Source organism: Gibbsiella greigii (genome assembly GCF_039540155.1).
Classification (GTDB): Bacteria; Pseudomonadota; Gammaproteobacteria; order Enterobacterales; family Enterobacteriaceae; genus Gibbsiella; species Gibbsiella quercinecans.
The window spans coordinates 44,590-64,959 of the sequence record NZ_BAABEM010000021.1; the positions used below are offsets into that span (position 1 = coordinate 44,590).

The 20,370-nt window shown below is 56.6% G+C and carries 19 protein-coding genes; 9 read left to right on the forward strand and 10 right to left on the reverse strand.

The window, feature by feature from the left end; genetic code table 11:
* The first annotated feature begins 34 nt into the window (after positions 1–34).
* From AC559G_RS14595 to AC559G_RS14605, 3 genes are all read left to right on the forward strand, one after another.
* Complete coding sequence (locus AC559G_RS14595) at positions 35–1,069, forward strand: FUSC family protein (protein WP_498913005.1); 1,035 nt, start codon at positions 35–37, stop codon at positions 1,067–1,069.
* 268 nt (positions 1,070–1,337) lie between these two features.
* Positions 1,338–2,021 carry an oligogalacturonate-specific porin KdgM family protein gene (locus AC559G_RS14600; protein ID WP_498913006.1) on the forward strand — a complete coding sequence of 228 codons (684 nt, stop codon included), beginning with the start codon at positions 1,338–1,340 and terminating at the stop codon, positions 2,019–2,021.
* Positions 2,011–3,330 carry a histidine phosphatase family protein gene (locus AC559G_RS14605; RefSeq protein WP_498913007.1) on the forward strand — a complete coding sequence of 440 codons (1,320 nt, stop codon included), beginning with the start codon at positions 2,011–2,013 and terminating at the stop codon, positions 3,328–3,330. The genes AC559G_RS14600 and AC559G_RS14605 overlap by 11 nt, the downstream gene beginning before the upstream one ends.
* A gap of 40 nt (positions 3,331–3,370) precedes the next feature.
* Here AC559G_RS14605 and AC559G_RS14610 read toward each other — a convergent pair whose 3' ends face one another.
* From AC559G_RS14610 to AC559G_RS14620, 3 genes are read right to left on the reverse strand one after another with little or no spacing between them, the layout of a single operon-like run.
* Positions 3,371–3,886 carry a ClbS/DfsB family four-helix bundle protein gene (locus AC559G_RS14610; RefSeq protein ID WP_498913008.1) on the reverse strand — a complete coding sequence of 172 codons (516 nt, stop codon included), beginning with the start codon at positions 3,884–3,886 and terminating at the stop codon, positions 3,371–3,373.
* Between the two features lie 45 nt (positions 3,887–3,931).
* Positions 3,932–4,774 (reverse strand): PhzF family phenazine biosynthesis protein, encoded by an 843-nt coding sequence (locus AC559G_RS14615; protein WP_498913009.1) that lies wholly within the window; start codon positions 4,772–4,774, stop codon positions 3,932–3,934.
* Positions 4,775–4,810: 36 nt separating this feature from the next.
* On the reverse strand, positions 4,811–5,752 hold the full coding sequence (locus tag AC559G_RS14620) for a LysR family transcriptional regulator (protein ID WP_498913010.1): 942 nt from the start codon (positions 5,750–5,752) through the stop codon (positions 4,811–4,813).
* Between the two features lie 93 nt (positions 5,753–5,845).
* Between AC559G_RS14620 and AC559G_RS14625 the strand changes: the two genes are divergently transcribed.
* Entirely contained in the window at positions 5,846–6,328 is a 483-nt protein-coding gene (locus AC559G_RS14625) for a GNAT family N-acetyltransferase (protein WP_498913011.1), read from the forward strand.
* Between the two features lie 36 nt (positions 6,329–6,364).
* Here AC559G_RS14625 and AC559G_RS14630 read toward each other — a convergent pair whose 3' ends face one another.
* From AC559G_RS14630 to AC559G_RS14660, 7 genes are all read right to left on the reverse strand, one after another.
* Positions 6,365–7,801 (reverse strand): glycoside hydrolase family 1 protein, encoded by a 1,437-nt coding sequence (locus tag AC559G_RS14630; protein WP_498913012.1) that lies wholly within the window; start codon positions 7,799–7,801, stop codon positions 6,365–6,367.
* A gap of 199 nt (positions 7,802–8,000) precedes the next feature.
* A complete protein-coding gene (locus AC559G_RS14635) occupies positions 8,001–8,864 on the reverse strand; it encodes a ribokinase (protein ID WP_498913013.1) in 864 nt (287 codons plus the stop codon).
* Between the two features lies 1 nt (position 8,865).
* Positions 8,866–9,723, reverse strand: a complete 858-nt coding sequence (locus tag AC559G_RS14640; RefSeq protein ID WP_095844977.1) for a MurR/RpiR family transcriptional regulator — start codon at positions 9,721–9,723, stop codon at positions 8,866–8,868.
* The gene (locus tag AC559G_RS14645) at positions 9,723–10,694 is read right to left on the reverse strand and encodes an ABC transporter permease (protein ID WP_498913014.1); all 972 of its coding nucleotides are present in this window, start codon (positions 10,692–10,694) and stop codon (positions 9,723–9,725) included. Before AC559G_RS14645 ends, AC559G_RS14640 begins: the two co-directional genes overlap by 1 nt.
* A 49-nt stretch (positions 10,695–10,743) precedes the next feature.
* Positions 10,744–12,237: a sugar ABC transporter ATP-binding protein gene (locus tag AC559G_RS14650; protein WP_346079554.1), complete on the reverse strand. Its 1,494-nt coding sequence runs from the start codon at positions 12,235–12,237 to the stop codon at positions 10,744–10,746.
* Between the two features lie 19 nt (positions 12,238–12,256).
* On the reverse strand, positions 12,257–13,297 hold the full coding sequence (locus tag AC559G_RS14655; RefSeq protein WP_279024783.1) for a sugar ABC transporter substrate-binding protein: 1,041 nt from the start codon (positions 13,295–13,297) through the stop codon (positions 12,257–12,259).
* A gap of 60 nt (positions 13,298–13,357) precedes the next feature.
* Positions 13,358–14,338: an apurinic/apyrimidinic endonuclease family protein gene (locus tag AC559G_RS14660; protein ID WP_498913015.1), complete on the reverse strand. Its 981-nt coding sequence runs from the start codon at positions 14,336–14,338 to the stop codon at positions 13,358–13,360.
* Between the two features lie 297 nt (positions 14,339–14,635).
* On the opposite strand from AC559G_RS14660, the gene AC559G_RS14665 reads away from it, so the two are divergent.
* The 5 genes from AC559G_RS14665 to AC559G_RS14685 all read left to right on the forward strand — a co-directional run bounded on the left by AC559G_RS14665 (position 14,636) and on the right by AC559G_RS14685 (position 20,328).
* Positions 14,636–15,550: a ketopantoate reductase family protein gene (locus AC559G_RS14665; RefSeq protein ID WP_498913016.1), complete on the forward strand. Its 915-nt coding sequence runs from the start codon at positions 14,636–14,638 to the stop codon at positions 15,548–15,550.
* A 311-nt stretch (positions 15,551–15,861) separates the two neighbouring features.
* Positions 15,862–17,451, forward strand: coding sequence for an MFS transporter (locus AC559G_RS14670; protein ID WP_498913017.1), 1,590 nt, complete (start codon positions 15,862–15,864; stop codon positions 17,449–17,451).
* A gap of 24 nt (positions 17,452–17,475) precedes the next feature.
* Positions 17,476–18,615, forward strand: a complete 1,140-nt coding sequence (gene bglB / locus AC559G_RS14675; RefSeq protein WP_498913018.1) for a glycoside hydrolase family 88/105 protein — start codon at positions 17,476–17,478, stop codon at positions 18,613–18,615.
* 279 nt (positions 18,616–18,894) lie between these two features.
* Entirely contained in the window at positions 18,895–19,656 is a 762-nt protein-coding gene (kduD, locus tag AC559G_RS14680; protein WP_498913019.1) for a Rossmann-fold NAD(P)-binding domain-containing protein, read from the forward strand.
* A gap of 33 nt (positions 19,657–19,689) precedes the next feature.
* A complete protein-coding gene (locus AC559G_RS14685; protein WP_498913020.1) occupies positions 19,690–20,328 on the forward strand; it encodes an RpiB/LacA/LacB family sugar-phosphate isomerase in 639 nt (212 codons plus the stop codon).
* Positions 20,329–20,370: the final 42 nt, after the last annotated feature.

Sequence of the window (20,370 nt, forward strand, 5' to 3'; positions counted from 1 at the left end):
ACGCCCGTTGCCCATCAGATTCAGGAGACACCGTTTGCCGATTCGCCTTCCCATCACCTTGCAGCAGGATATGTTGCTGGGGCTGTGCTGCTTGCCGGCCATTATCGTGATTTACCTGGTCGGCTTTGCACTGGATCGCGTCCCGGCGGCAAGCGTGGTGGCAAGCGGCGCATTAACGCTGGCGTTTGGCGCCAACAAAACCTGGGGCGGCTCGGCGTTTTCACTGCTCATCACCACCACGCTGGGGCTGGCTTTTTCGTCCTGGCTGGGCTGCCTGACGGGGAACGTTTTACCGTTGTACATCGCCGGCGCCATGCTGTATGCCGGGGTCTACGTCACGATGGCGAACGTGGACAGCAGTGCCTGGTGGATGTTGCTGCAATGGGCGATCGCCTATCTGGTTTCCGGCTATTTCGCCGGCTCCGCGGAACACGCCGCCGCCCGTGCGGCCATGACGGGCGGCGGCGGCCTGCTGCAAATGCTGTTCCTGGCGTTGATCTTCCGCCGTTACGGCTTCCACCGGCAAGATTTCAGCCCACGATCCTGGCTGCGTTTTTTGCGCATCACTACCAGCAAATACAAGCGCAAAATCCATCTGCAATGGTCGATTTTTTACGCCCTGCTGACCATGTGCCTGGCATTAAGCACCGTCGAACTGCTTCATATGAAAAATGGCTACTGGGCCGGTATGACGTTGCTGTTTTGCCTGCGCAACAACTATAAGGACACGGTGGAGCGGGTGCAGGCGAGAGTGCTGGGCACGCTGATGGGCAGTATCCTGGCCGCCACGCTGATAGCTTATTGGCACAGCCCGCTGTTGCTGGTCTGCGGGTTTATTTTGTTTGGCTATATCGCCTTTACCTTTTCCTATTCGCTGATTTCAAAATCCTATTTTATCTTCACCTTTTTCGTCACTCTGATGGTGGTGTTTATGATTTCCAGTCTGGGTTTCTCACAGGTGGATGTCGCCACGCATCGCCTGGAATCAACCGCGCTCGGCGGGATATTTGCGATCTTTGCCGTCATGATGACCCGTCTGTTTACCCGGCGGCAAATCGTCAATAAATGAACCGCGATTGCCGTGCCGAAGAATAAGCGCCAACCCCAGGCATAATGGTTTGGTAGTGTTCTCACGACAATCCCCCCCTGAAATATAAATGGCACCACCATAATTAACGTTTAAACATTTCAGCATGAATAATAATTTTTCATGAAGGTTTTATTAAGAAAAGAATAGTTCCCCTTTGGTGTCTTGCTTTTATTTTTTCTCGCTGAAAAAATAGCGCCTTCGAAGGACGTTATATCCTAAATAATTATCAATTAGCTGAACAAGACAAATGTATAATCGTAATTTATTCCTTTTCCCCTGTTTGCTTTTTTCCATAAATGCTCATGCACTATCGCTCTCTTGGGCGCACGAATTCGCCGACGTTACCCGTGAGCATACCGATAAGTTTGAATTAAACCACAGCTTTGAAAACGGCCTTGGCGTCTCGACGGCGCTTGAGTACTCACCGCGCGAAACCGAAGATGGCCGCAGCGGCCAGGCGTTCAACCATTTAAAAAATAAAAAGAAGGTGTTCGGCATTGATTATGCGATTAATGCGCCGGCTAACTTTACGCTAACGCCCGGCCTGTCGCTCAATCTGTATGATGAGAAAAAAACCTGGAAGCCGGGGTTAGAGATCCGATGGGATTATAATAAATCGCTGGCTTTCGTCACGCGCTACCGCTATGAAATAACCGACTATGATGAAAAACCTACCAAACACACACACCGTATAGATATCGGCGCCAAATATAAAATACAACCGGTAACACTGATCTATAAATACGCACGTTACTTTAGCGACAAACCAATTTATGCTAAAAAAGACACCGACTATAAGCACGAGGTGGCCATGAAGATTAAATTCTTCACCCATTGGAAATATGTAATGGAAGTCAGTAATGAGTCAGTGGCAAAAAACAGCGAACGCCGGCAGACGGTTTACACCACGGGGGTTGAATATGCTTTTTAACTCCCGCCAATACGGCCATATGTATAAACCCATGCTCAGCGCCGCCTTGTTAGCCCTGAGCGCCTCGTTGTTGGCCGCCACCCCGGCGCATGCAGTAGACGAACGCTACACGCTGGAAAAAGTGGTGATGCTAAGCCGCCATGGCGTGCGCCCACAAACCGACACGGAAAAGCTGAACAAAGCCACCGGCCGGCAATGGCCGCAATGGAACGTCGAGGACGGCCACCTTTCCGGCCACGGCTACGCCGGCATCGTTAACCAGGCGGCTTACCAGATCGCCAGTTGGCGCCGCGCCGGGTTAGCGCTGGGGCCGGCGTGCCCACCGGCCGGTGCGGTGTTTGCCTGGGCCAGCCCACTGCAACGCACCAGAGCCACCGCGCAGGCGCTGCTTGACGGCATGTTTCCCGGCTGCGGCCTGGCCGCTGGCCACACCCGCAACCGCTACGATCCGCTGTTTCAAAGCGTAGACATGGGCCTGGCGAAGCCGGATAAGGCGCTGGCCAGGCAGCAGATTATGGCGCGCATGGGCGGCAGCGAAGCCGCGGCGGCCGCGCATTATCAGCCCGACGTGGAACGCCTGCACGCCGCGGTTTGCGCCGACGATACGCAGGCGTGCGCCTTCCTGCACGAACCGTGGAAACTGGTTGAGAAAGAAAACGGTTTTGCGCTGAAAGGCCCGCTGTCGCCCGGAGCAAATATCGGCGAAACTATCCGCCTGCAATACAGCGAAGGGTTGCCGCTCAGCCAGGTCGCTTTCGGCCATGCCGCCAACGCCAAACAGGTGGCGGCTCTGATGGCGCTGCACGCGGCGAAATACGATTTGATCAGCGATACGCCGGAGCTGGCGCGCCATGGCGGCACATTACTGATGGAACAGCTCGCCACCGCACTGAAGCAGGGCACGCCGCTGGAACAGCCGGCCGCCAAAACCCCTGCCCCACGGCTCACGCTGTTTATCGGCCATGACACCAATATTGCGCAAATCCACACCATGCTGAACATGAACTGGGCGCTGGGGGAATACCCGCCCAATGACATCCCGCCGGGCGGCAGCCTGATTTTTGAACGCTACCGCGATAAACGCAGCGGCCAACGCTTGGTGCGCCTGGCGTTTACCGCCATGTCACTGGATCAGTGGCGCAGCCTGCGCCGCATAGACACCGCCCACCCCTTGCTCAGCAAGGATTACAGCGATAAGCATTGCCATAAAACCGCGCGCGGAACACTGTGCCCGCTCGACCACGTGCTGCAGATGATGCAACACGCACAGGTTGCCGGCATCAACACCCCTCAGCCGATTTTCCAGTAGGGGCTAACGCCAGCGCCAAGCCAGGCTGTGTCATGCACTATTACGGGACACAGCCTACTTTTCGCAATGCGTTTAGCCTGCCGCAGGCGTTCTTATACGGTGACGCCGTGTTGAACTGAATCATCCGGCCGCGCGTCCATTTGCCGTACCACGGCTGGCCGTAGAGCGCCTCATCGCTAAAGCCGTCAATCAACGCGATAATCTGCCGTTTATTATCGGCAAGCCGCATCAGCAGGGCGCCGTAGTCCGTAATCTGCGCATAATCACGGTAAAACTTTTGCGCCAGCAACCCCAATTGGTTCCACTTAAAACCGTCTTCGGGGAAGGCGATTTCAAGGCCTTGCCTTTCTTTCGCATGCCAGGACAAAACCAGCTCCCCCCAGCCAATCAGATAGGCCACCAGTTGGGCAACGCTCATTACGCTGCCCTTGGCATACCCCGGCATCAGCGGCTCAAACGCCTTTTCTGCCGGTATGTCGTCCAGTTTTTTCATCAGCAGCGCAAAATTGCTGTTCACCGCTTTGATCAATGCGCCTTTTGATTCCGGCACGGCCATCCGTCACTTCCTTTTGTTTTTCCTGCCATAATCGGGGGCAGCCGGTTACTCCGCCGTCATCCGGCGCGCGGTGCCGGAAACACGGATCGACGCCCCCGAAACCGGGGTGATGTCAGCGTGAATACGCGAAGGCATCCCCATATCCTCACCCTGAATAATATCGATCGCCCCGGCGTGCGGCCAGGCAATATCCCGCAGGTAACCCGCATAAGCGGCCGCCGCCGCGCCCGTTGCCGGATCTTCATACACCCCGCCGGAGGCAAATGGATTGCGGCAATGAAAGCGCTGCGGCGTTTGCGCATAGGCCAGCATGATGGTGGCCCAGCCTTCACGCAGCATCAGCGCCTGCCCGGCGGCGATATCGTAATGCATGGCCGCCAGCGCTTCACGCGTGTTGAGGGTCAAGGCAAAGTGATCGGCGCCGCCGTGGATGCGCGCCGGCGCAATCGCACTGCTGACATCGCCAGGCGTATAGCCAAACAACGCCAATACCTCTGCCACCAGCGGCACTGGAGCGGGCGCGCTATGGGTCGGCGGCGACTGCAACACCGCCGAAAGCCGGCCGTCGGCCTGCGCCCCTTCAACAGTGATCGTCGCCTGATTAAGCACCAGAGTAAACACCCCGTCACCCTGGCGCAGAGCCAACGCCGCGCCCAGGGCGATGGTCGCATGGCCGCAAAACGGCACTTCCATCTGGGGCGAGAAATAGCGCACCCGCCAGCCCTGTTCACAGGGCGCCGCGAAAACCGTTTCCGAATAGCCCACTTCGGCCGCGATCCGCTGCATCTCGGCAGGATCCGGCAGTTGTTCGGCGATCAGCACCCCCGCCGGGTTGCCGCCCGTCTGACCCTCGGAAAACGCGGCAATACGTAAAACATCAATGCTCAACGGATCTCTCCTGCCAAAATAAGACGCCGCTGCGGTTTATGCCCCCGCAGCGGCCGATGCGCCGGAAAAAGCCAGCGCGCGGATTTGCTCTGTTAGCCAACGGTTGGCCTCGCGGCGTTGGTTACGCCGGTGAGAATAGATTTTGATCCGGTACGGCGGCACGTAAAACGGCAATTCATGTATCGCCCAATGGTGCAATGGCGCCAGTTGCCGGGCGGCGAACGCCGGTAGCGTCATAAACATCCGGCTCTGGGCGATAATAAACGGCGCCGCCAGCAGCGAAGGCATGCGCAAAGCAATGGTGCGCTGCCGCCCCAGTTTATCCAGTTCGTAATCAATCGCCCCGCGCGCCTCGTTCCAGGGGGTGATCACCACGTGCTTTGCCGCCAAGTATTCGGCCAACGACAGCGGCGTGAGATTATTGCGCTGCGCTGCCGCGATGATGGCGACATAGCGATCCTCCATCCAGTCAATCTCGTCAATATCCTCATGCAGGCTATCGGTAGATTCGGTGAAACCCAGCGCGAAATCAATACGCCCGGCCAGTAAATCCTCGATCGCCACTTTTTGATCGCCATGCAACAGCTGGAACTGCAAATGAGGCGCGCGCTCCTGCAGGGCGGCCATTAACGTCGGGAAAAGGCAAAACGCGGTGTAATCGGTGACGGAAAAGGTAAATTGTTCATGGCTGTGCAGCGGCGCAAAGCGCGGCTGTGTATTCAGTTCGCGCTCCAGGGTGCGCAAGCTGTCGCCGATGGTCGCAGCCAGGCTTTCCGCCAATACCGTTGGGCGCATTTGTTGGCCGGAGCGGTAAAACAGCTCGTCGTTCAGCGCATTGCGCAGGCGCCCCAGCGCGTGGCTTAAGGCCGAGTTACTCATTGCCAGCTCGTCCGCTGCACGGGTAACCGACTGGTGGCGATAAATAGCGTCAAAAACCAACAGCAGGTTGAGATCCATCCGGCGTAAATAAGAATGCATAAAATTCACTGTCTATTGAGGATATTGCACTTCATGCAGTATAGAGCAGTGATTATGATGATGCATCACTGATAAACACACTGGAAGACCATCATGACATTACACATCCGCCCGGCGGAAAAGCGCGACGCTGCCACTATTTTTTCGTTCATTTGCCAACTGGCCGAGTATGAAAAAGCGCTGCACGAGGTGAAAACCACCCCGGCGGAAATCGAAGCAACGCTGTTCGGCGAGCGGGCCGCCACCGAAGCGTTGATTTGCGAATCGAACGGCACGCCAATCGGCTTTGCCGTGTTCTTCAGCAGCTATTCCACCTGGTTGGGCCGCAATGGCATCTATCTGGAAGACTTATACGTCGCCCCTGAATGCCGTGGCCAGGGCGCCGGGAAAGCCTTGCTGAAACACATTGCACAACTGGCCGTCGCACGCGGCTGCGGCCGCCTGGAGTGGAGCGTGCTGGACTGGAACCAACCGGCGATCGACGTGTACAACCGGCTGGGCGGCGAACCGCAGACAGAGTGGATCCGATACCGGCTGGAAGGGGATTCTCTGCACAACATGGCCGCCGCGCAATGAGGCTTGCCGCCCCGTGCACCCGGGGCGGCCTGGCGATCAGCCGATATCATCGCCGTTGGTGGCGATCACCTTCTGGTACCAGTAGAAAGATTTCTTCTTATAACGGTTGCCGCTGCCGGCGAGAGTATCGTCCAGATCGACATAAATCAGGCCGTAGCGCTTCGACATTTCACCGGTGGACATGCTAACCAGATCGATACAGCCCCACGGGGTATAGCCCATCAGCTCCACGCCATCCTCAATCGCTTCGGCCATCGCTTCAATGTGCTGGCGCAGATAATTGATGCGGTAATCATCGGCCACATAGTGGTTGGCGTCCGGCTGATCGATCGCCCCCAGGCCGTTTTCGACGATAAACAACGGCTTTTGGTAGCGATCATAGAGCTGATTAAGCGCGATGCGCAGGCCAACGGGATCGATCTCCCAGCCCCACTCGCTGGCCGCCAGGAATGGGTTGCGCGCCCCGCCCAGCAGGTTACCCTGCGCCGCTTGGCTATCCGGCTCGGTCTTATTGACCGTCGACGACATGTAATAGCTAAAGCCGATGTAATCCACGGTATGCTGCCGGATTAACGCCAGATCGCCAGGTTCGATGGCCAATTCCACACCGAGCGTTTCCCACAGGCGTTTGGCATAGTAAGGATATTTGCCGCCGGCCTGCACATCCGCACAGTAGAAATTGAACGCCTGCGTTTCTTGCAGAGCGGCCAACTGGTTAGTGGGGTTGCAGTCATAGGCGTAGGTGGTGGCGTACAGGATCATACAGCCGATCTGGATATCCGGGCGGATCTCATGGGCGATTTTCACCGCCATACTGCTGGCAACAAACTGGTTGTGCCAGGCCTGGAATTTGGCCTGGGCCTCCAGCGCCCCGGTTTTAACAATCAGCCCCTGGCTCATCACCGGGAAATGGGCGGCACTGTTGATCTCGTTGAAGGTCATCCAGTATTTGACCTTATGACCAAAGCGCGCCAGCACAGTGCGGGCAAAGCGTTCATAGCAGGCGATCAACGCACGGTTTTTCCACCCGCCATAGGCGGTGGCCAGGTGCAGCGGCATTTCATAGTGGGAAATGGTCACCACCGGTTCGATACCGTGCGCAATACAGGCATCAATCACCCGATCGTAATGGCGCAGGCCGGCTTCATTCGGCGTTTCTTCAGTGCCATTCGGGTATATCCGAGTCCAGGCGATGGAAAAGCGGTAACACTTAAAGCCCATTTCGGCAAACAGCGCGATGTCTTCGCGAAAGCGGTGATAATGGTCGATACCATTATGGTTTGGATAGCTGTATTTTTCCGGCTCAATGGTGAAGTCAAATTCAGCCGATGAAACAATATTTAACCGTTGCTTGCCGCCTGGAATCGCGTCGACAATCGACAGCCCCTTTCCCTCTTGGTCATAAGCCCCTTCAACCTGGTTGGCGGCCGTAGCGCCGCCCCATAAAAAGCCTTGCGGAAACCGATTTTTCATTGAGTTCGTCTCTGTATGAACGCGGGTTGTGTCACAGCACTCGCTGGCCCGTGCGGCCAGGCGGCGCTATTTGGCTAGCCATCCGTCCTTGAGCGATGGCGGCGCACAGAGATTCTAAAATAAAAGCAGAGAAGCCGACAGCCCGGCGGGCGGTTAGCGCCCCCAACCGCAACCGGGGGCGAATAACATCAAGAGAGGGTCAGGAATGTGGGCGCGAAACGTGCTCGGCGGCAGCCTGATTTGCGTTGGCCACCGCCTGCGCCAGAGGATGGCCCTGTAACAGCGAGGTGCACAACATGCCCATAAAGCAGTCGCCGGCGCCGTGGGTGCTGATCAACACCACTTTCTGCGCCGGCAGGGATTGGCTGCTCTCCCCTGCTTCACAGAAGGCCACGCCGTGTTCGCCGGCGGTGACCACCACCGCCGGATAGGCCTGGCTCAACGCTTCGGCGGCGGCGCAGGCACCGGGCAGATCCGGCACCGGGATGCCGCTCAGATCCCGCGCTTCCACCGCGTTGACCACCAGCAGATCGATACAGGATTGCAGGGCTGTGCTCAGCGCCCGGGCGGGCGCCGCATTCAGGCACACCGTCACGCCGCGCTTTTTCGCTTCGCTGGCCGCCTGCAAGTTCACCGCCTCCGGCACCTCGTTTTGCAACAACAGCATGCTCACCTGGTTCCACACGGCATCATCATGAAACAACTGCGGATCGATATGGTTATTGGCGTTTGAAACCACCACCGCGCCATAGTCGCCTTCCGCATCCGTGATCGCAACGCTCATGCCGGAGGGCGAGGCGGCGGTCACTGCCACCTGCGAGTGGTCTACGCCGTGCTGGTTGAGCACCGAGAGCAAAAATGTCCCCTGGGAATCCGCCCCCACCGCACCGGCGAAGCTCACCTGCGCCCCGGCCTTGGCCGCCGATATTGCCTGGTTGCCGCCCTTGCCGCCGAATTTATAGGAACAGGCGCTGCCGATAACCGTTTCCCCCTTTTCCGGGCGGTGATGCGCCTGCAGCATGATGTCGTAATGGAGACTGCCGGTAACGAGTATTTTACCCATGTTAATATTCTCGTAGGTCCTGAACCGCCTGTTGGGTTTTCATCAGGTTCTTTTCGGCTTTCTTCAGATCCTTTTGTGCAATCGCCACAAACAGTGCATCCAGTATGTTCAACTGGGCAATGCGCGACGCTGCATTTTCCCCAAGCAAATGCGATCCCTGAGAGGTTGAATTGAGCACCACGTGCGCATTGCGCGCAATGGGCGATTCGGCATAGTTGGTGATGGCAATCACTTTGGCACCGTTACGCGCAGCCAGTTTAATCGGATCGTTCACCGCGCGGGTTGCGCCGGAATGGCTAATGGCGATCACCGCATCATCATCCGATAAAACCGCCGCTGACATCAGCATAATATGGGCATCATCATAGACCGTTGTTTTGATCCCGATTTTGAGCAATTTGTGCGACAAATCACGGGCGACGGTTGCCGAACCGCCGACGGCATATAAATCGATGTGCCTGGCTTTAAACAAAATGTCAGCCGCACGGTTGAATTCAGAAATATCCAAAATAGAAATAGTTTCTTCTATTGCCTGAATAGAGGTTCTGAATACTTTTGCCAGTAATTGCTCCGACGAGTCATCGGGCTCAATTTCCGCATGTAAGCCGGCCACTTCAGAATAGTTATAGTAAATTAAACTACTTCTAAATTCCCGGAAGCCTGAGAAATTAAGTTTCTTGGCTAATTTCACTACCATTGCCTCAGAAACATTATTCCCTTGAGCAATCTCTTTTAACGACGTTTGCTCGGACAAATCCGTTTTCGAAGTAATTGAATCGACAACTTTCCTTTCCAATGGCGTCAGGTGTGGCAATCGCATACGAATTTGAGCACCTATTGCTCGCGGATCTTGCTTCATTACTTGCCTCTTGTCGCTCTGTCAATCAACATCGCTATAATAATTATAAGGCCAGTAGCAAGCAATTGATAAAACGCCTGAATATTCAGAAGCGTCAAACCGTTACGCAGCGCCCCCAGAATAATGGCGCCGATCAGGGTACCGATAATGCTCCCCTTGCCCCCCATCAGCGAAGCGCCCCCGATGGCGGCCGCCGCGATAGCGTCCAGTTCCCATAAATTCCCCATCGTCGGTTCGGCAGCGCCGAGGCGGCCAATCAGAATCAGCGAAGCCAAAGAAGCCAACACACCGGAAATAACAAACACCGTCACCTTGGTTCTTTTTACCGGCACCCCGGCCACGCGGGCGGCTTCTTCATTGCCACCGACGGCAAGAATATATTCACCCAGCGGGGTTTTATTCATCAATACCCACAAAATAACGGCAATGGTGATAACAATCACAATCGGCGCCGGCACCCCAAACACCGTACTGTTGATCAGGGTACGGAACTCCACCGGAATGCCAAAAATCGGGTTACCGTTCGTGAAGATCAGCGCCAGCGCGCGGAACAGAGACAAACCGCCAAGGGTCACGATAAACGGCTGCAACCCGGCGTAAGCCACCAGCGTACCGCTGAACACCCCGCACAACGCCCCAATGCCCAGGGTCGCCATCACTGCCAGCGGCACCGGCACGCCGGCCACCATCAGCGTGGCGCCGAGCACCGCCGACAGCGCCGCCGTCGGCCCTACGGAAAGGTCGATGCCGCCGGAAATGATCACCAGCGTCATCCCCAGCGCAATAATGCCGTTAATAGACGATTGCTGCAAAATATTCAGCAAATTGGGCACGGTCCAAAACATCGGTGAAAGAAAAGAGAAGGTGACAACAATAATGAGCAAACCAATAAGCGTACCGGCATCACGCAAATTAAACTTAAACAGCGATGCAGGGTTTGCTTTTGGCTGAGTATTACCTTGTGCCATCATAATGATTACCTTAGTGATAAATGCAGGTTACAGTTACAGTGGTTATGTTTTAAGTCAGATCGTTAATCGCATAGCGTGCAATATTTTCTTCCGTAATCGCATCGCCTTTCAGTTCTTTGGTCACCTTCCCTTCACGCATGACCAATACGCGATCCGAGATGCGTATAATTTCCGGCATCTCTGAAGAAACGACCACAATCGCCTTTCCCTGCCGGGCCAGTTTTTCTATCAGATTATAAATTTCCGACTTGGCCCCGATATCAATCCCCCGGGTTGGCTCATCAAATAAAAACACTTTATTATCCGCGGCAACCCAGCGGCCGATTATTACCTTTTGCTGATTACCGCCGCTTAGGGTGCCGATAGGTTTATCAATATTTAGCGGCCGCAGTTTCAGATCGCTCATCACTTCCAGCGCAATCTGGTTTAAGCGCGCGTTTTTCAGCAGCCCATAGCGGGTGAATTTCCCCATGGAAGGCAGCGCCATATTCATTTTCACCGCCCGTTCCTTAATGATGCCCTCTTTTTTTCGATCCTCCGGCACCAGGCCAATCCCGGCACGAATCGCGCTGCTGACGTTGAGGTTTTTCACCGGCGCGCCATCGATCAGCACGCGGCCGCTGGTTTTGGCGTCAATCCCGGCAATCAGTTTTAGCAGCTCGGTGCGCCCGGAGCCCACCAGCCCGGCGATGCCCAGCACTTCCCCGGCCTGCACGCTGAAACTGGCCGGCAGCACGGCGCTATCGCGCCCCAGTTCTTCGATCCGCAGCACTTCCTGATCCGTGACGAACGACTGGTGCTGCACTTTCTCAATCTTGCGCCCCACCATTTTGGTGACGATGCTCTCTTCCGTTTCGTCGCAGATATTCACCACGCCGACCTGTCTGCCGTCGCGTAAAATCGTGGCGCGATCGCACACCTTAAAAATCTCGTTCATCTTGTGCGAGACATAAATCAGCGAGACGTTCATGGATTTCAGATCGGAAATCAGCTCCGCCAGCCGGTCAAATTCGGTCGGCGTCAGGCTCGACGTCGGTTCGTCCATGGCGATGATTTTGGCCTCATCCAACAGCGCACGCGCGATCTCAACAATCTGCTGCTGGGAAACCTTCAGGTTTTTAATCGGCTCGTCGGGATTAATGCTCGGATCCAGCCGCCGCAGGATCGATATCGCCCGCGCGTACTGGGCCTTTCTGTCGACGAACCACCCTTTATATTTGGTTAACGGCCGCCCAAGAAACATATTTTGCGCAACGGAGAGTTCGGGAACGTGCTGCAATTCCTGGTGGATCATCGCAATCCCGGCGCGGCGCGCGGAAAGCGGGTTTTTCATCTGAATCGCCTGGCCCTCCACGCTGATTTCACCGGAGTCCGCCGCCCGCACGCCCGAGAGAATATTCAGTAGCGTCGACTTGCCCGCGCCGTTTTCGCCAATCAACGCATGCACTTCGCCGCGCCGGACTGAAAAATCAACGTCCTGCACTGCCGCCACGCTACCGTAGGTTTTATTGATGCTGCGCATCGTTAAACAGAACTGTTCCATAACCCCTCCGTTGCCTTGCTTAGTGCTGCTCAAGCAACTGGCGCAGCTTGGCGTTGTCTTTGGTCGAGAAAGCATCCGCATTTTCTTTGGTGATCAACGCCTGCGGGGTGGAAACCACGCGCGAGAGTTTCTGGCCGTCGATCAGGCGCAGCATCACTTCCATCGCCACTTCGCCGGTCAGCACCGGGAAGCTATCCACCGTGCCGGTCAGCTCACCGCGCTTGATCGAGGCATAGGCATCAGAGATACCGTCGGTGCCAAACACCGCTACCTGGCTGGCTTTGCCCAGCGAGCGCACGGCTTCCACAACCCCCAGCGCCATCCCGTCATTGTTGGCATAAAAGCCAATCAAATCCGGGTGCTGCTGCAAAATGGTGGAGGCGGCGTTGTAGGCATTTTCACGGCTCCAGTTGGCCGGAATGCTGGCCACCACGGTGAACTTGCCGTTGGCTTCGATCGTTTCCCGGAACCCTTTGGTGCGCTGCGCTGCGGCGTAAACGCCCGGTTGGCCTTCGATAACCGCCACCTTGCCGCCTTGCGGATGGTGTTTGATAAACCAGTCGGCAACCCTGACGCCGTTATCCTTCTGAACGTTGCCCACGTAATACTGCACGTTCGGCATAACAGCATCGTTCACATTCACCACCGGAATGCCTTTGCTTTTGGCAACTTCATAGGCCGGCTGCAAATTCGCGTCAGTCTGCGGGGAAACCAGCAGGCCATTAAACCCTTGGGAAATTAACGTTTCGGCAATGGAGAGCTGGCCCAATTGATCGTCTTCATTGGCCGCGGCCTGGTAGGCCAGCGTGAAGCCGTACTTTTTCGCCACGTTTTGATAGCCTTCGCCCAGCGAACGCCAATATTCATTGGTCAGCGTTTTAGAGACGCCGCCGATCTTCAGCTTGCTGTCAACGGCGGGCAATGGGCCATACTTGGTGGCCAATTGCGTCCAGTCGGTGCGATCCGGCTCGGTGTCGGATTGCAGCGGCGGAAGATCCGCCGCGTAAACGCTGGTGCAAAACAGGGTAGAAGCGAGTACAGAGAGTAATTGTTTTTTCATCATCTATCTTTCCTGTTGTTATTGATGGAAATACCGCAGTTGGCTGCGGCGGTGTAGGGATTATCTGGCCAGCATCAGGTCGTTAACGATCTGCTGTGAAGCTACCGCATCCTGCCGGCCAATGGCCGCCAGCAGTTCGGCATTGCCTTCCAGTTTTTCGCACAGCGCTAACAGGCGGGTCACCGTGGCGATATTGGTTTCCGCTTCACGCACCGGATCGAGGCCGCTGGCATCCGGGAAGGTATCGAAGTAGTAAGCGCCCTGATAACCGTCGCGCTTCATCTGCCAGAGGAATTCCAGCGTGGCGCGCGGGTTGACGGAAGCGACCATCAAGCCATCATCGCGCTTGCCCCAACCGTCGTTCAGATCCAGGCCCAGCAGGCGTGAACGGCGCGCCACCATGGCGGCGGCAAAGGCCGGGACTTCATTGGCAAACAGCACATGGGCAAAATCAAGGGTGATGCCCAGGTTGCGGCAGCCGGCTTCTTCCACCGCCAGCAGGCAGGTGGTGGCGTTAGGGAAAATGCTGAAGGCGCGGGGTTCGTTGGGCTTATATTCGATGCTGATGTCGATATCCGGCGCATACTCCGCCACTTCGCGCACCGCGCTGACGGCATCTTCCCAGATTTTTTTGTAATCGGCCTGGAAGCAGTAATCAAAGCCGTCCTGCCCCATCCACAGCGTCATTAAACCCGCGCCGAATTCACGGCCGGCGTCAATGCCGCGCTTGGTCAGTTCGATCGCCTGGCGGCGGATTTTTGCATCCGGATTGGTAAACGCGCCGATTTTAAACTCCGGCGCGTCCCAGCGCATTTGCATACCGTTGACCGCCAGCCCCACGTCTTCAATCTTCTTACGCAAGGTCTTCAGATCGTCGGTGATGTGCTGGGGATAGTTCAGATCCAGGTGGGTCAAGCCTTTCACCGTTCCGGCACGTTCAATCATTTGCAATACCGACGGCTTGCCCTTCAATCCTGGCCAGTAGCGAAAGGCCCCTGACGCAAAGGAGTTCAGACGTGTGGCAAATTTAATTTCCGACATGGGGTGTCCTTCATGTGTTGACTCGTAATGTACTTTACTCATTCACAGATATTAGTGAACTAGTGCATTACTATCATTGCGCGCAGGCGGCTGCAAGATCGCTGGATGCTTAAATAATCAATTTGCGAAGTGATTCACGAATTTGCCCGTAGGGGCCGGCAAAGCCGGAGAGTTTGCGCAATGCGCGGCCTTTCGCCGAAAGCGCTATCGCCGAGTTCAGACCAACGGCGCGCATGCTATTGCACCGCGTCTTTTGCTATAGTCTTTTTTACCTTGAACTCTTTAGCGGACAACAATATGCGCATTCTCGTGGTGGGCGCCGGGGCAACCGGCGGGTATTTTGGCGCCAGGCTGGCACAAGCCAGCAGAGACGTAACCTTCCTGGTGCGGGAAAAACGGGCGGCGGCGCTGCAGGCGAGCGGCCTGAACGTCATCACCCCGCAAGGCAACTTTTCACTAAGCCCGAACATCGCCCGGGCGAAAGATCTCAACGCGCCTTTTGATCTGATCCTGCTGACGGTGAAAAGCTTTGGCCTCGCCGCCGCATTGGACGACATCGCACCGGCGGTGGGCGCCAATACCACCATCATGCCGGTGCTAAATGGCATGGGCCACCTGGCCGTGCTTAAGCAACGCTTTGGCGCCGAAGCGGTTATCGGCGGGTATTGCAAAATCAACGCCACGGTGGATGCCGACGGCAATATCGTGCAGATGACCCCGCTGCATGATATCGCCTACGGTGAACTATCCGGGGAGCGCAGCGAACGCATTCGCCAGATCGACGCGCAGTTCCAGGGGATTGGCGTTAATGCCCGCCTTGCTGACGACATCACCCGCGAAATGTGGGAAAAGTGGCTGTTCTTGTCCAGCCTGGGCGCCATCACTTGTCTGATGCGCGGCAATATCGGCCAGGTTGCGGCGGCCAGCGGCGGCAAAGCCTTTGCCACCGCCCTGATCCACGAAATTGCCGCGACCATCAAAGCGGGCGGATACCGTGAGCGCGAAGGGATGGTGGCCAGCACCATCAATGCGCTGACCGACCCCGAGTCGCCGCAAACCTCATCGATGTACCGCGACATGGTGCAAGGGTTTGCGGTGGAAGCCGACCACATTATTGGCGATCTGGTGCGCATTGCCGCCGCCCATGCGGTGAATGCCCAGTTGCTGAATGCCGTTTACACCCACCTGTCGGTGTATCAGCAGGCAAGATAATCCCCCCGCCGGTGATCTGGGGCCTGGCCGGCCCCATAGCTGGCTGGCAACCACGCCGCCAACCCTCTTTCCGTCTTCCCTTAGCCGTACATTTCTTATTTTTAAAACCATATTTTATTAAAAATAAAACACCGTTTTTAATTTATTGAGAAGTTGGCCACCCTATTCTTTTCACCGCTGCCATTAAATACGCCCCTATGGCAAAAACACAAAGGCTAGCGATTGCACATCCCCCTACCTTACAGATGCACCCCACTGATCGTACCTATGGCGGGAACACGACGTCTCTTATGGCTATGGGAATAACAGTCATGAAAAAAAGAAAAATCGGACTTATTAACTATTTGGCCTACGGCTCGGGCGATTTCCTGGGCGCAGGCACCACAGCATTAACCGCCGCCTGGCTACTCTACTTCTACACCACGTTTTGCGGCCTTAGCCCCATTGAAGCCACGTTTATCTTCGCCATGGCCAGGGTGCTCGACGCGGTGGTCAGCCCGGTGATGGGCTACCTGACCGACAACTTTGGCGGCACCTGGCTGGGCAAACGCTTCGGCCGCCGCAAGTTTTTCATCCTGCTCGGCATCCCGCTGGTGTTCAGCTACAGCCTGATGTGGGTGGGCCATATGGACTATTGGTACTACCTGTTTACCTACCTGTTCTTCGACGTGATCTACACCATGATCCTGGTGCCCTATGAAACCCTGGTGCCGGAGATGACCGATGATTTCAAGCAAAAGACCAAATTCTCCGGCGCACGTATTTCCCTGGCGCAGCTTTCCGCCATCCTGGCGGCGTTTCTGCCGGGGATCCTGCTGAGCTATTTCGGCAAGGACAACGCGGTTTCCTTCTTCTATTCCAGCATGGTGTTTTCCATCATTTGCGCCTGCGTACTGACGCTGGTGTATTGCTTTACCTGGGAGCGCGCGCCGGAGCAAAAATCAGCCGCAGCCCTGCAGGCCGAGCAACAAAAGCTTACCCTGCGCCAAAGCCTGAAGCGCCTGAACGTTGAGCTGACCTCCACGCTGCGCATCCGCATCTTCCGCCAGCACCTGGGCATGTATCTGGGCGGCTACATCGCGCAGGACGTCTTCAACGCGGTCTTCACTTACTACGTGGTGTTTGTGCTGATGCAGACGCCGTCGATGGCCTCCAACCTGATGGGGGTGATGGCGATCATGCAGTTCATCGCGGTGATCGGCATGATCCCGCTGTGCATCCGCTTTGGCCCGGCTCCGTCTTACCGCGTCGTCACCGCTCTGTTCGGCCTGAGCGCCATTTCTTACGCCATTTTGTATTACGCCAACCTCAGCGACATCTTCTCGTTGCTGCTGCTGATCTCCGCATTGGCGGGGCTGGGGCGCGGCGGGATCAACTATGTGCCCTGGAACATCTATACCTATATTGCCGACGTAGACGAGGCCATTACCGGCCAGCGGCGCGAAGGCATTTTCGCCGGCATCATGACGCTGACGCGCAAGGCCTCGCAGGCCGGCGCCGTGATGCTGGTCGGCATTATCCTGCAACTGTCGGGGTTTGTTTCCGGCCAGAGCGCCCAAACCCCCGCCGTGAGCCACACCATCCTGCTGGTGTTGTGCTTCGGTACGTTAGCGGTGCTGACCGTCGGTTTTATCATTTCGTTGCGTTTCAAACTGAACCTCGCCACGCACAGCATATTGCGTGAAGAAGTCGCCAAAATGCGTGCCGCCGGCCAGATTGTGCCAAACAACATTACGCCGCAGGCACGCACCACCGTCGAAATGCTGGCAGGTCTGCCGTATGAGGCCCTGTGGGGCAACAACAATATTGGCTATCTCAACCGCCATAAGCCGGCGATCGCCACGCGTGTGAAGGCCGCTGACGGTGATGACGCAACGCACGCATCCCCTTATCAACCCTGATTAATCTTTACTGAGAGCCGCATTATGCTGATATACCCCGTAAAACATAGCCCGCTGTTGCGCCAGCCAGAACGCTTCATCAGCCGCGAAGCGCTGCACCAGTTGATTCAACGCCTGGTAGACAACCTCATCCACATTACGGATGACAGCGGTGAATTCTTGTTACGGCTTGACGACGGGCGCGTGATCGATACCAAAGGCTGGGCCGGCTGGGAGTGGACGCACGGCGTGGGCCTGTACGGCATTCACCGGTATTTTCGCCTGACCGGCGATAACACGCTGAGCGCCATCATCGACGACTGGTTCGCACAACGCTTTGCCGAAGGTACGCCGACCAAAAATGTGAACACCGTCAGCCCCTTCCTCACACTGGCCTATCGCTACGAAGAAACCGGCAACCCGCAGTGGCTGCCCTATCTGGAACGCTGGGCCGAATGGCTGATGCACGACATGCCGCGCACGCAGCGCGGTGGCATGCAGCACGTCACGCTGGCCGAAGAGAACCACCAACAGCTGTGGGACGACACGTTGATGATGAGCGTGCTGCCGCTGGCCAAAATCGGCAAACTGCTGGATCGCCCCGCTTATATTGAAGAAGCCAAATACCAGTTTTTCGTCCACACCCAGCATCTGATGGAACGTGAAAGCGGCTTGTGGTTCCACGGCTGGACTTTCGACGGCAACCATAATTTCGCCCGCGCCCGCTGGGCGCGCGGCAACAGTTGGTTGACCATTGTGATCCCAGAATTTCTCGAGCTGCTGGATTTGCCAGAGCAGGACGCTACGCGGCGTTTTTTATTGCAGGTGCTCGAAAGCCAGGTGGCCGCACTGGCGCAGTGCCAGGATAGCAGCGGGCTGTGGCACACGCTGCTGGACGATCCCACCTCGTACCTGGAGGCCTCGGCCACCGCCGGTTTCGCCTTCGGCATACTGAAAGCGGTACGCAAGCGTTATATCGCCCCGCATTACCAGGCCGTGGCGGAAAACGCATTGCGTGGGGTGATCGAGCAGATTAACGCCGACGGCGAACTGGCACAGGTGTCCTTCGGCACCGGCATGGGCAAACAACTTGACGACTACCGGCAAATTCCGCTGACCGCCATGCCGTATGGCCAGGCGATGGCGATCCTGTGCCTGGTGGAATATCTGCATGTTTATCTGTAAACACGCCGGGCTTGTCTGCCCCGGCACAAGCCCGCGCCCCCTGTCGGGGGGCGTACTTACATATTAACTGGGTGAATATATACGAAATGATCCAAGCCGCGTCGAGGCGGCCTGAAGCATTAAATGTATAGCTCTAAATAATTCGAGTTGCAGGCAGGCGGCGACGCAACGAGTTCCCAGGCGCTTACTCAGGTAAGTGACTGGGGTGAGCAAGGAAAGCCAACACACCTGTAACTTGAAGTATGACGAGCATATGCCCATAGCACCAAGGAGAACAGAATGAGTCTGGAGAGTTTCTCGTTGCACGGCAAAGTCGCCATCGTCACCGGCTGCAACACCGGGCTGGGCCAGGGCATGGCGCTCGGCCTGGCGCAAGCAGGTTGCGATATCATCGGCATCAACCGGGTGCAGCCGCAAGACACCGTCGCCGGCGTTACCGCGCTCGGGCGGCGCTTTTTAAGCCTGGAGGCCGATCTCAGTCAACAAGAGGCGCTGCCGGCATTGATGGCGCAGGCGGTGGCGGAATTTGGCCATATTGATATTTTGGTCAATAACGCCGGCATTATTCGCCGCCAGGACGCACTGGCGTTTAGCGAGCAGGATTGGGATGACGTGATCAACCTGAACGCCAAAACCGTATTTTTCCTTTCACAGCTGGCCGCGCGCCAGTTTATTGCGCAGGGCCAGGGCGGCAAGATCATCAACATCGCCTCGATGCTCTCTTTTCAGGGCGGCATCCGGGTGCCTTCCTATACTGCATCCAAAAGCGCCGTGCTGGGGTTAACCCGCCTGATGGCCAATGAATGGGCGCAGCACGGCATCAATGTTAATGCGATCGCCCCAGGTTATATGGCCACCAATAACACCCGGCAACTGCGTGACGATCCTGAACGCAGCCAGGAAATCCTGCAGCGTATCCCGGCCGGGCGCTGGGGCGAGCCTGCCGATCTGGCCGGCCCGGTGGTTTTCCTGGCTTCATCGGCGGCGGACTATATTAACGGCCACACTCTGGCCGTTGACGGCGGTTGGCTGGCGCGCTGATGGCCACGCCGGCACATTTTTGAGGAGACAACGATGAACATTGCATTAATGATGGAAAACAGCCAGGCAAGCAAAAACGCACTGGTGCTGGAACAGCTGCAGGCCGTCGCCGATACCCATCACGATCGGGTATTTAACGTCGGCATGAGCGACGAGCAAGACCACCACCTGACATATATCCATCTAGGCATCATGGCCAGCCTGCTGCTGAATGCGCAGGCGGTGGATTTTGTGGTGACCGGCTGCGGCACCGGGCAAGGGGCGCTGCTGGCGCTGAATATTCACCCGGGGGTGATCTGCGGTTACTGCATCGATCCCGCCGATGCCTTCCTGTTCGCCCAAATCAACAACGGCAATGCCATCTCGCTGCCGTTTGCCAAGGGCTTCGGCTGGGGTGCAGAACTGAACCTGCGCTATGTTTTCGAGAAGTTGTTTAGCGGGCGCCAAGGGGAAGGCTACCCGGTGGAGCGCAAAGCGCCGCAGGTCCGCAACGCGGCCATCCTGGGCCAGGTGAAAAGCGCCCTGCTGAAAGACGACTACCTTGACAGCCTGCGAGCCATCGATCCGGCCTTGGTGCACACCGCCATCGGCGGCGCACGTTTCCAGCAGTGCCTGTTCGAACAGGGCAAAAAGCCAGAGGTTCTGGCCTTCGTTGAACAGTTGCTCAAATAACGGCCCCACGCCGCGGTGGCCGGCACAATGGCCACCGCGCAT

What these genes read in the sequence shown, in the direction of transcription:
- AC559G_RS14600 (WP_498913006.1), top strand. Translation starts at nt 1,338, where the DNA reads ATGTATAATCGTAATTTATTCCTTTTCCCCTGTTTGCTTTTTTCCATA.
- AC559G_RS14605 (WP_498913007.1), top strand. Translation starts at nt 2,011, where the DNA reads ATGCTTTTTAACTCCCGCCAATACGGCCATATGTATAAACCCATGCTC.
- AC559G_RS14610 (WP_498913008.1), bottom strand. Translation starts at nt 3,886, where the DNA reads ATGGCCGTGCCGGAATCAAAAGGCGCATTGATCAAAGCGGTGAACAGC.
- AC559G_RS14620 (WP_498913010.1), bottom strand. Translation starts at nt 5,752, where the DNA reads ATGCATTCTTATTTACGCCGGATGGATCTCAACCTGCTGTTGGTTTTT.
- AC559G_RS14625 (WP_498913011.1), top strand. Translation starts at nt 5,846, where the DNA reads ATGACATTACACATCCGCCCGGCGGAAAAGCGCGACGCTGCCACTATT.
- AC559G_RS14630 (WP_498913012.1), bottom strand. Translation starts at nt 7,801, where the DNA reads ATGAAAAATCGGTTTCCGCAAGGCTTTTTATGGGGCGGCGCTACGGCC.
- AC559G_RS14635 (WP_498913013.1), bottom strand. Translation starts at nt 8,864, where the DNA reads ATGGGTAAAATACTCGTTACCGGCAGTCTCCATTACGACATCATGCTG.
- AC559G_RS14640 (WP_095844977.1), bottom strand. Translation starts at nt 9,723, where the DNA reads ATGAAGCAAGATCCGCGAGCAATAGGTGCTCAAATTCGTATGCGATTG.
- AC559G_RS14645 (WP_498913014.1), bottom strand. Translation starts at nt 10,694, where the DNA reads ATGATGGCACAAGGTAATACTCAGCCAAAAGCAAACCCTGCATCGCTG.
- AC559G_RS14650 (WP_346079554.1), bottom strand. Translation starts at nt 12,237, where the DNA reads ATGGAACAGTTCTGTTTAACGATGCGCAGCATCAATAAAACCTACGGT.
- AC559G_RS14655 (WP_279024783.1), bottom strand. Translation starts at nt 13,297, where the DNA reads ATGAAAAAACAATTACTCTCTGTACTCGCTTCTACCCTGTTTTGCACC.
- AC559G_RS14660 (WP_498913015.1), bottom strand. Translation starts at nt 14,338, where the DNA reads ATGTCGGAAATTAAATTTGCCACACGTCTGAACTCCTTTGCGTCAGGG.
- AC559G_RS14665 (WP_498913016.1), top strand. Translation starts at nt 14,636, where the DNA reads ATGCGCATTCTCGTGGTGGGCGCCGGGGCAACCGGCGGGTATTTTGGC.
- AC559G_RS14670 (WP_498913017.1), top strand. Translation starts at nt 15,862, where the DNA reads ATGAAAAAAAGAAAAATCGGACTTATTAACTATTTGGCCTACGGCTCG.
- bglB (WP_498913018.1), top strand. Translation starts at nt 17,476, where the DNA reads ATGCTGATATACCCCGTAAAACATAGCCCGCTGTTGCGCCAGCCAGAA.
- kduD (WP_498913019.1), top strand. Translation starts at nt 18,895, where the DNA reads ATGAGTCTGGAGAGTTTCTCGTTGCACGGCAAAGTCGCCATCGTCACC.
- AC559G_RS14685 (WP_498913020.1), top strand. Translation starts at nt 19,690, where the DNA reads ATGAACATTGCATTAATGATGGAAAACAGCCAGGCAAGCAAAAACGCA.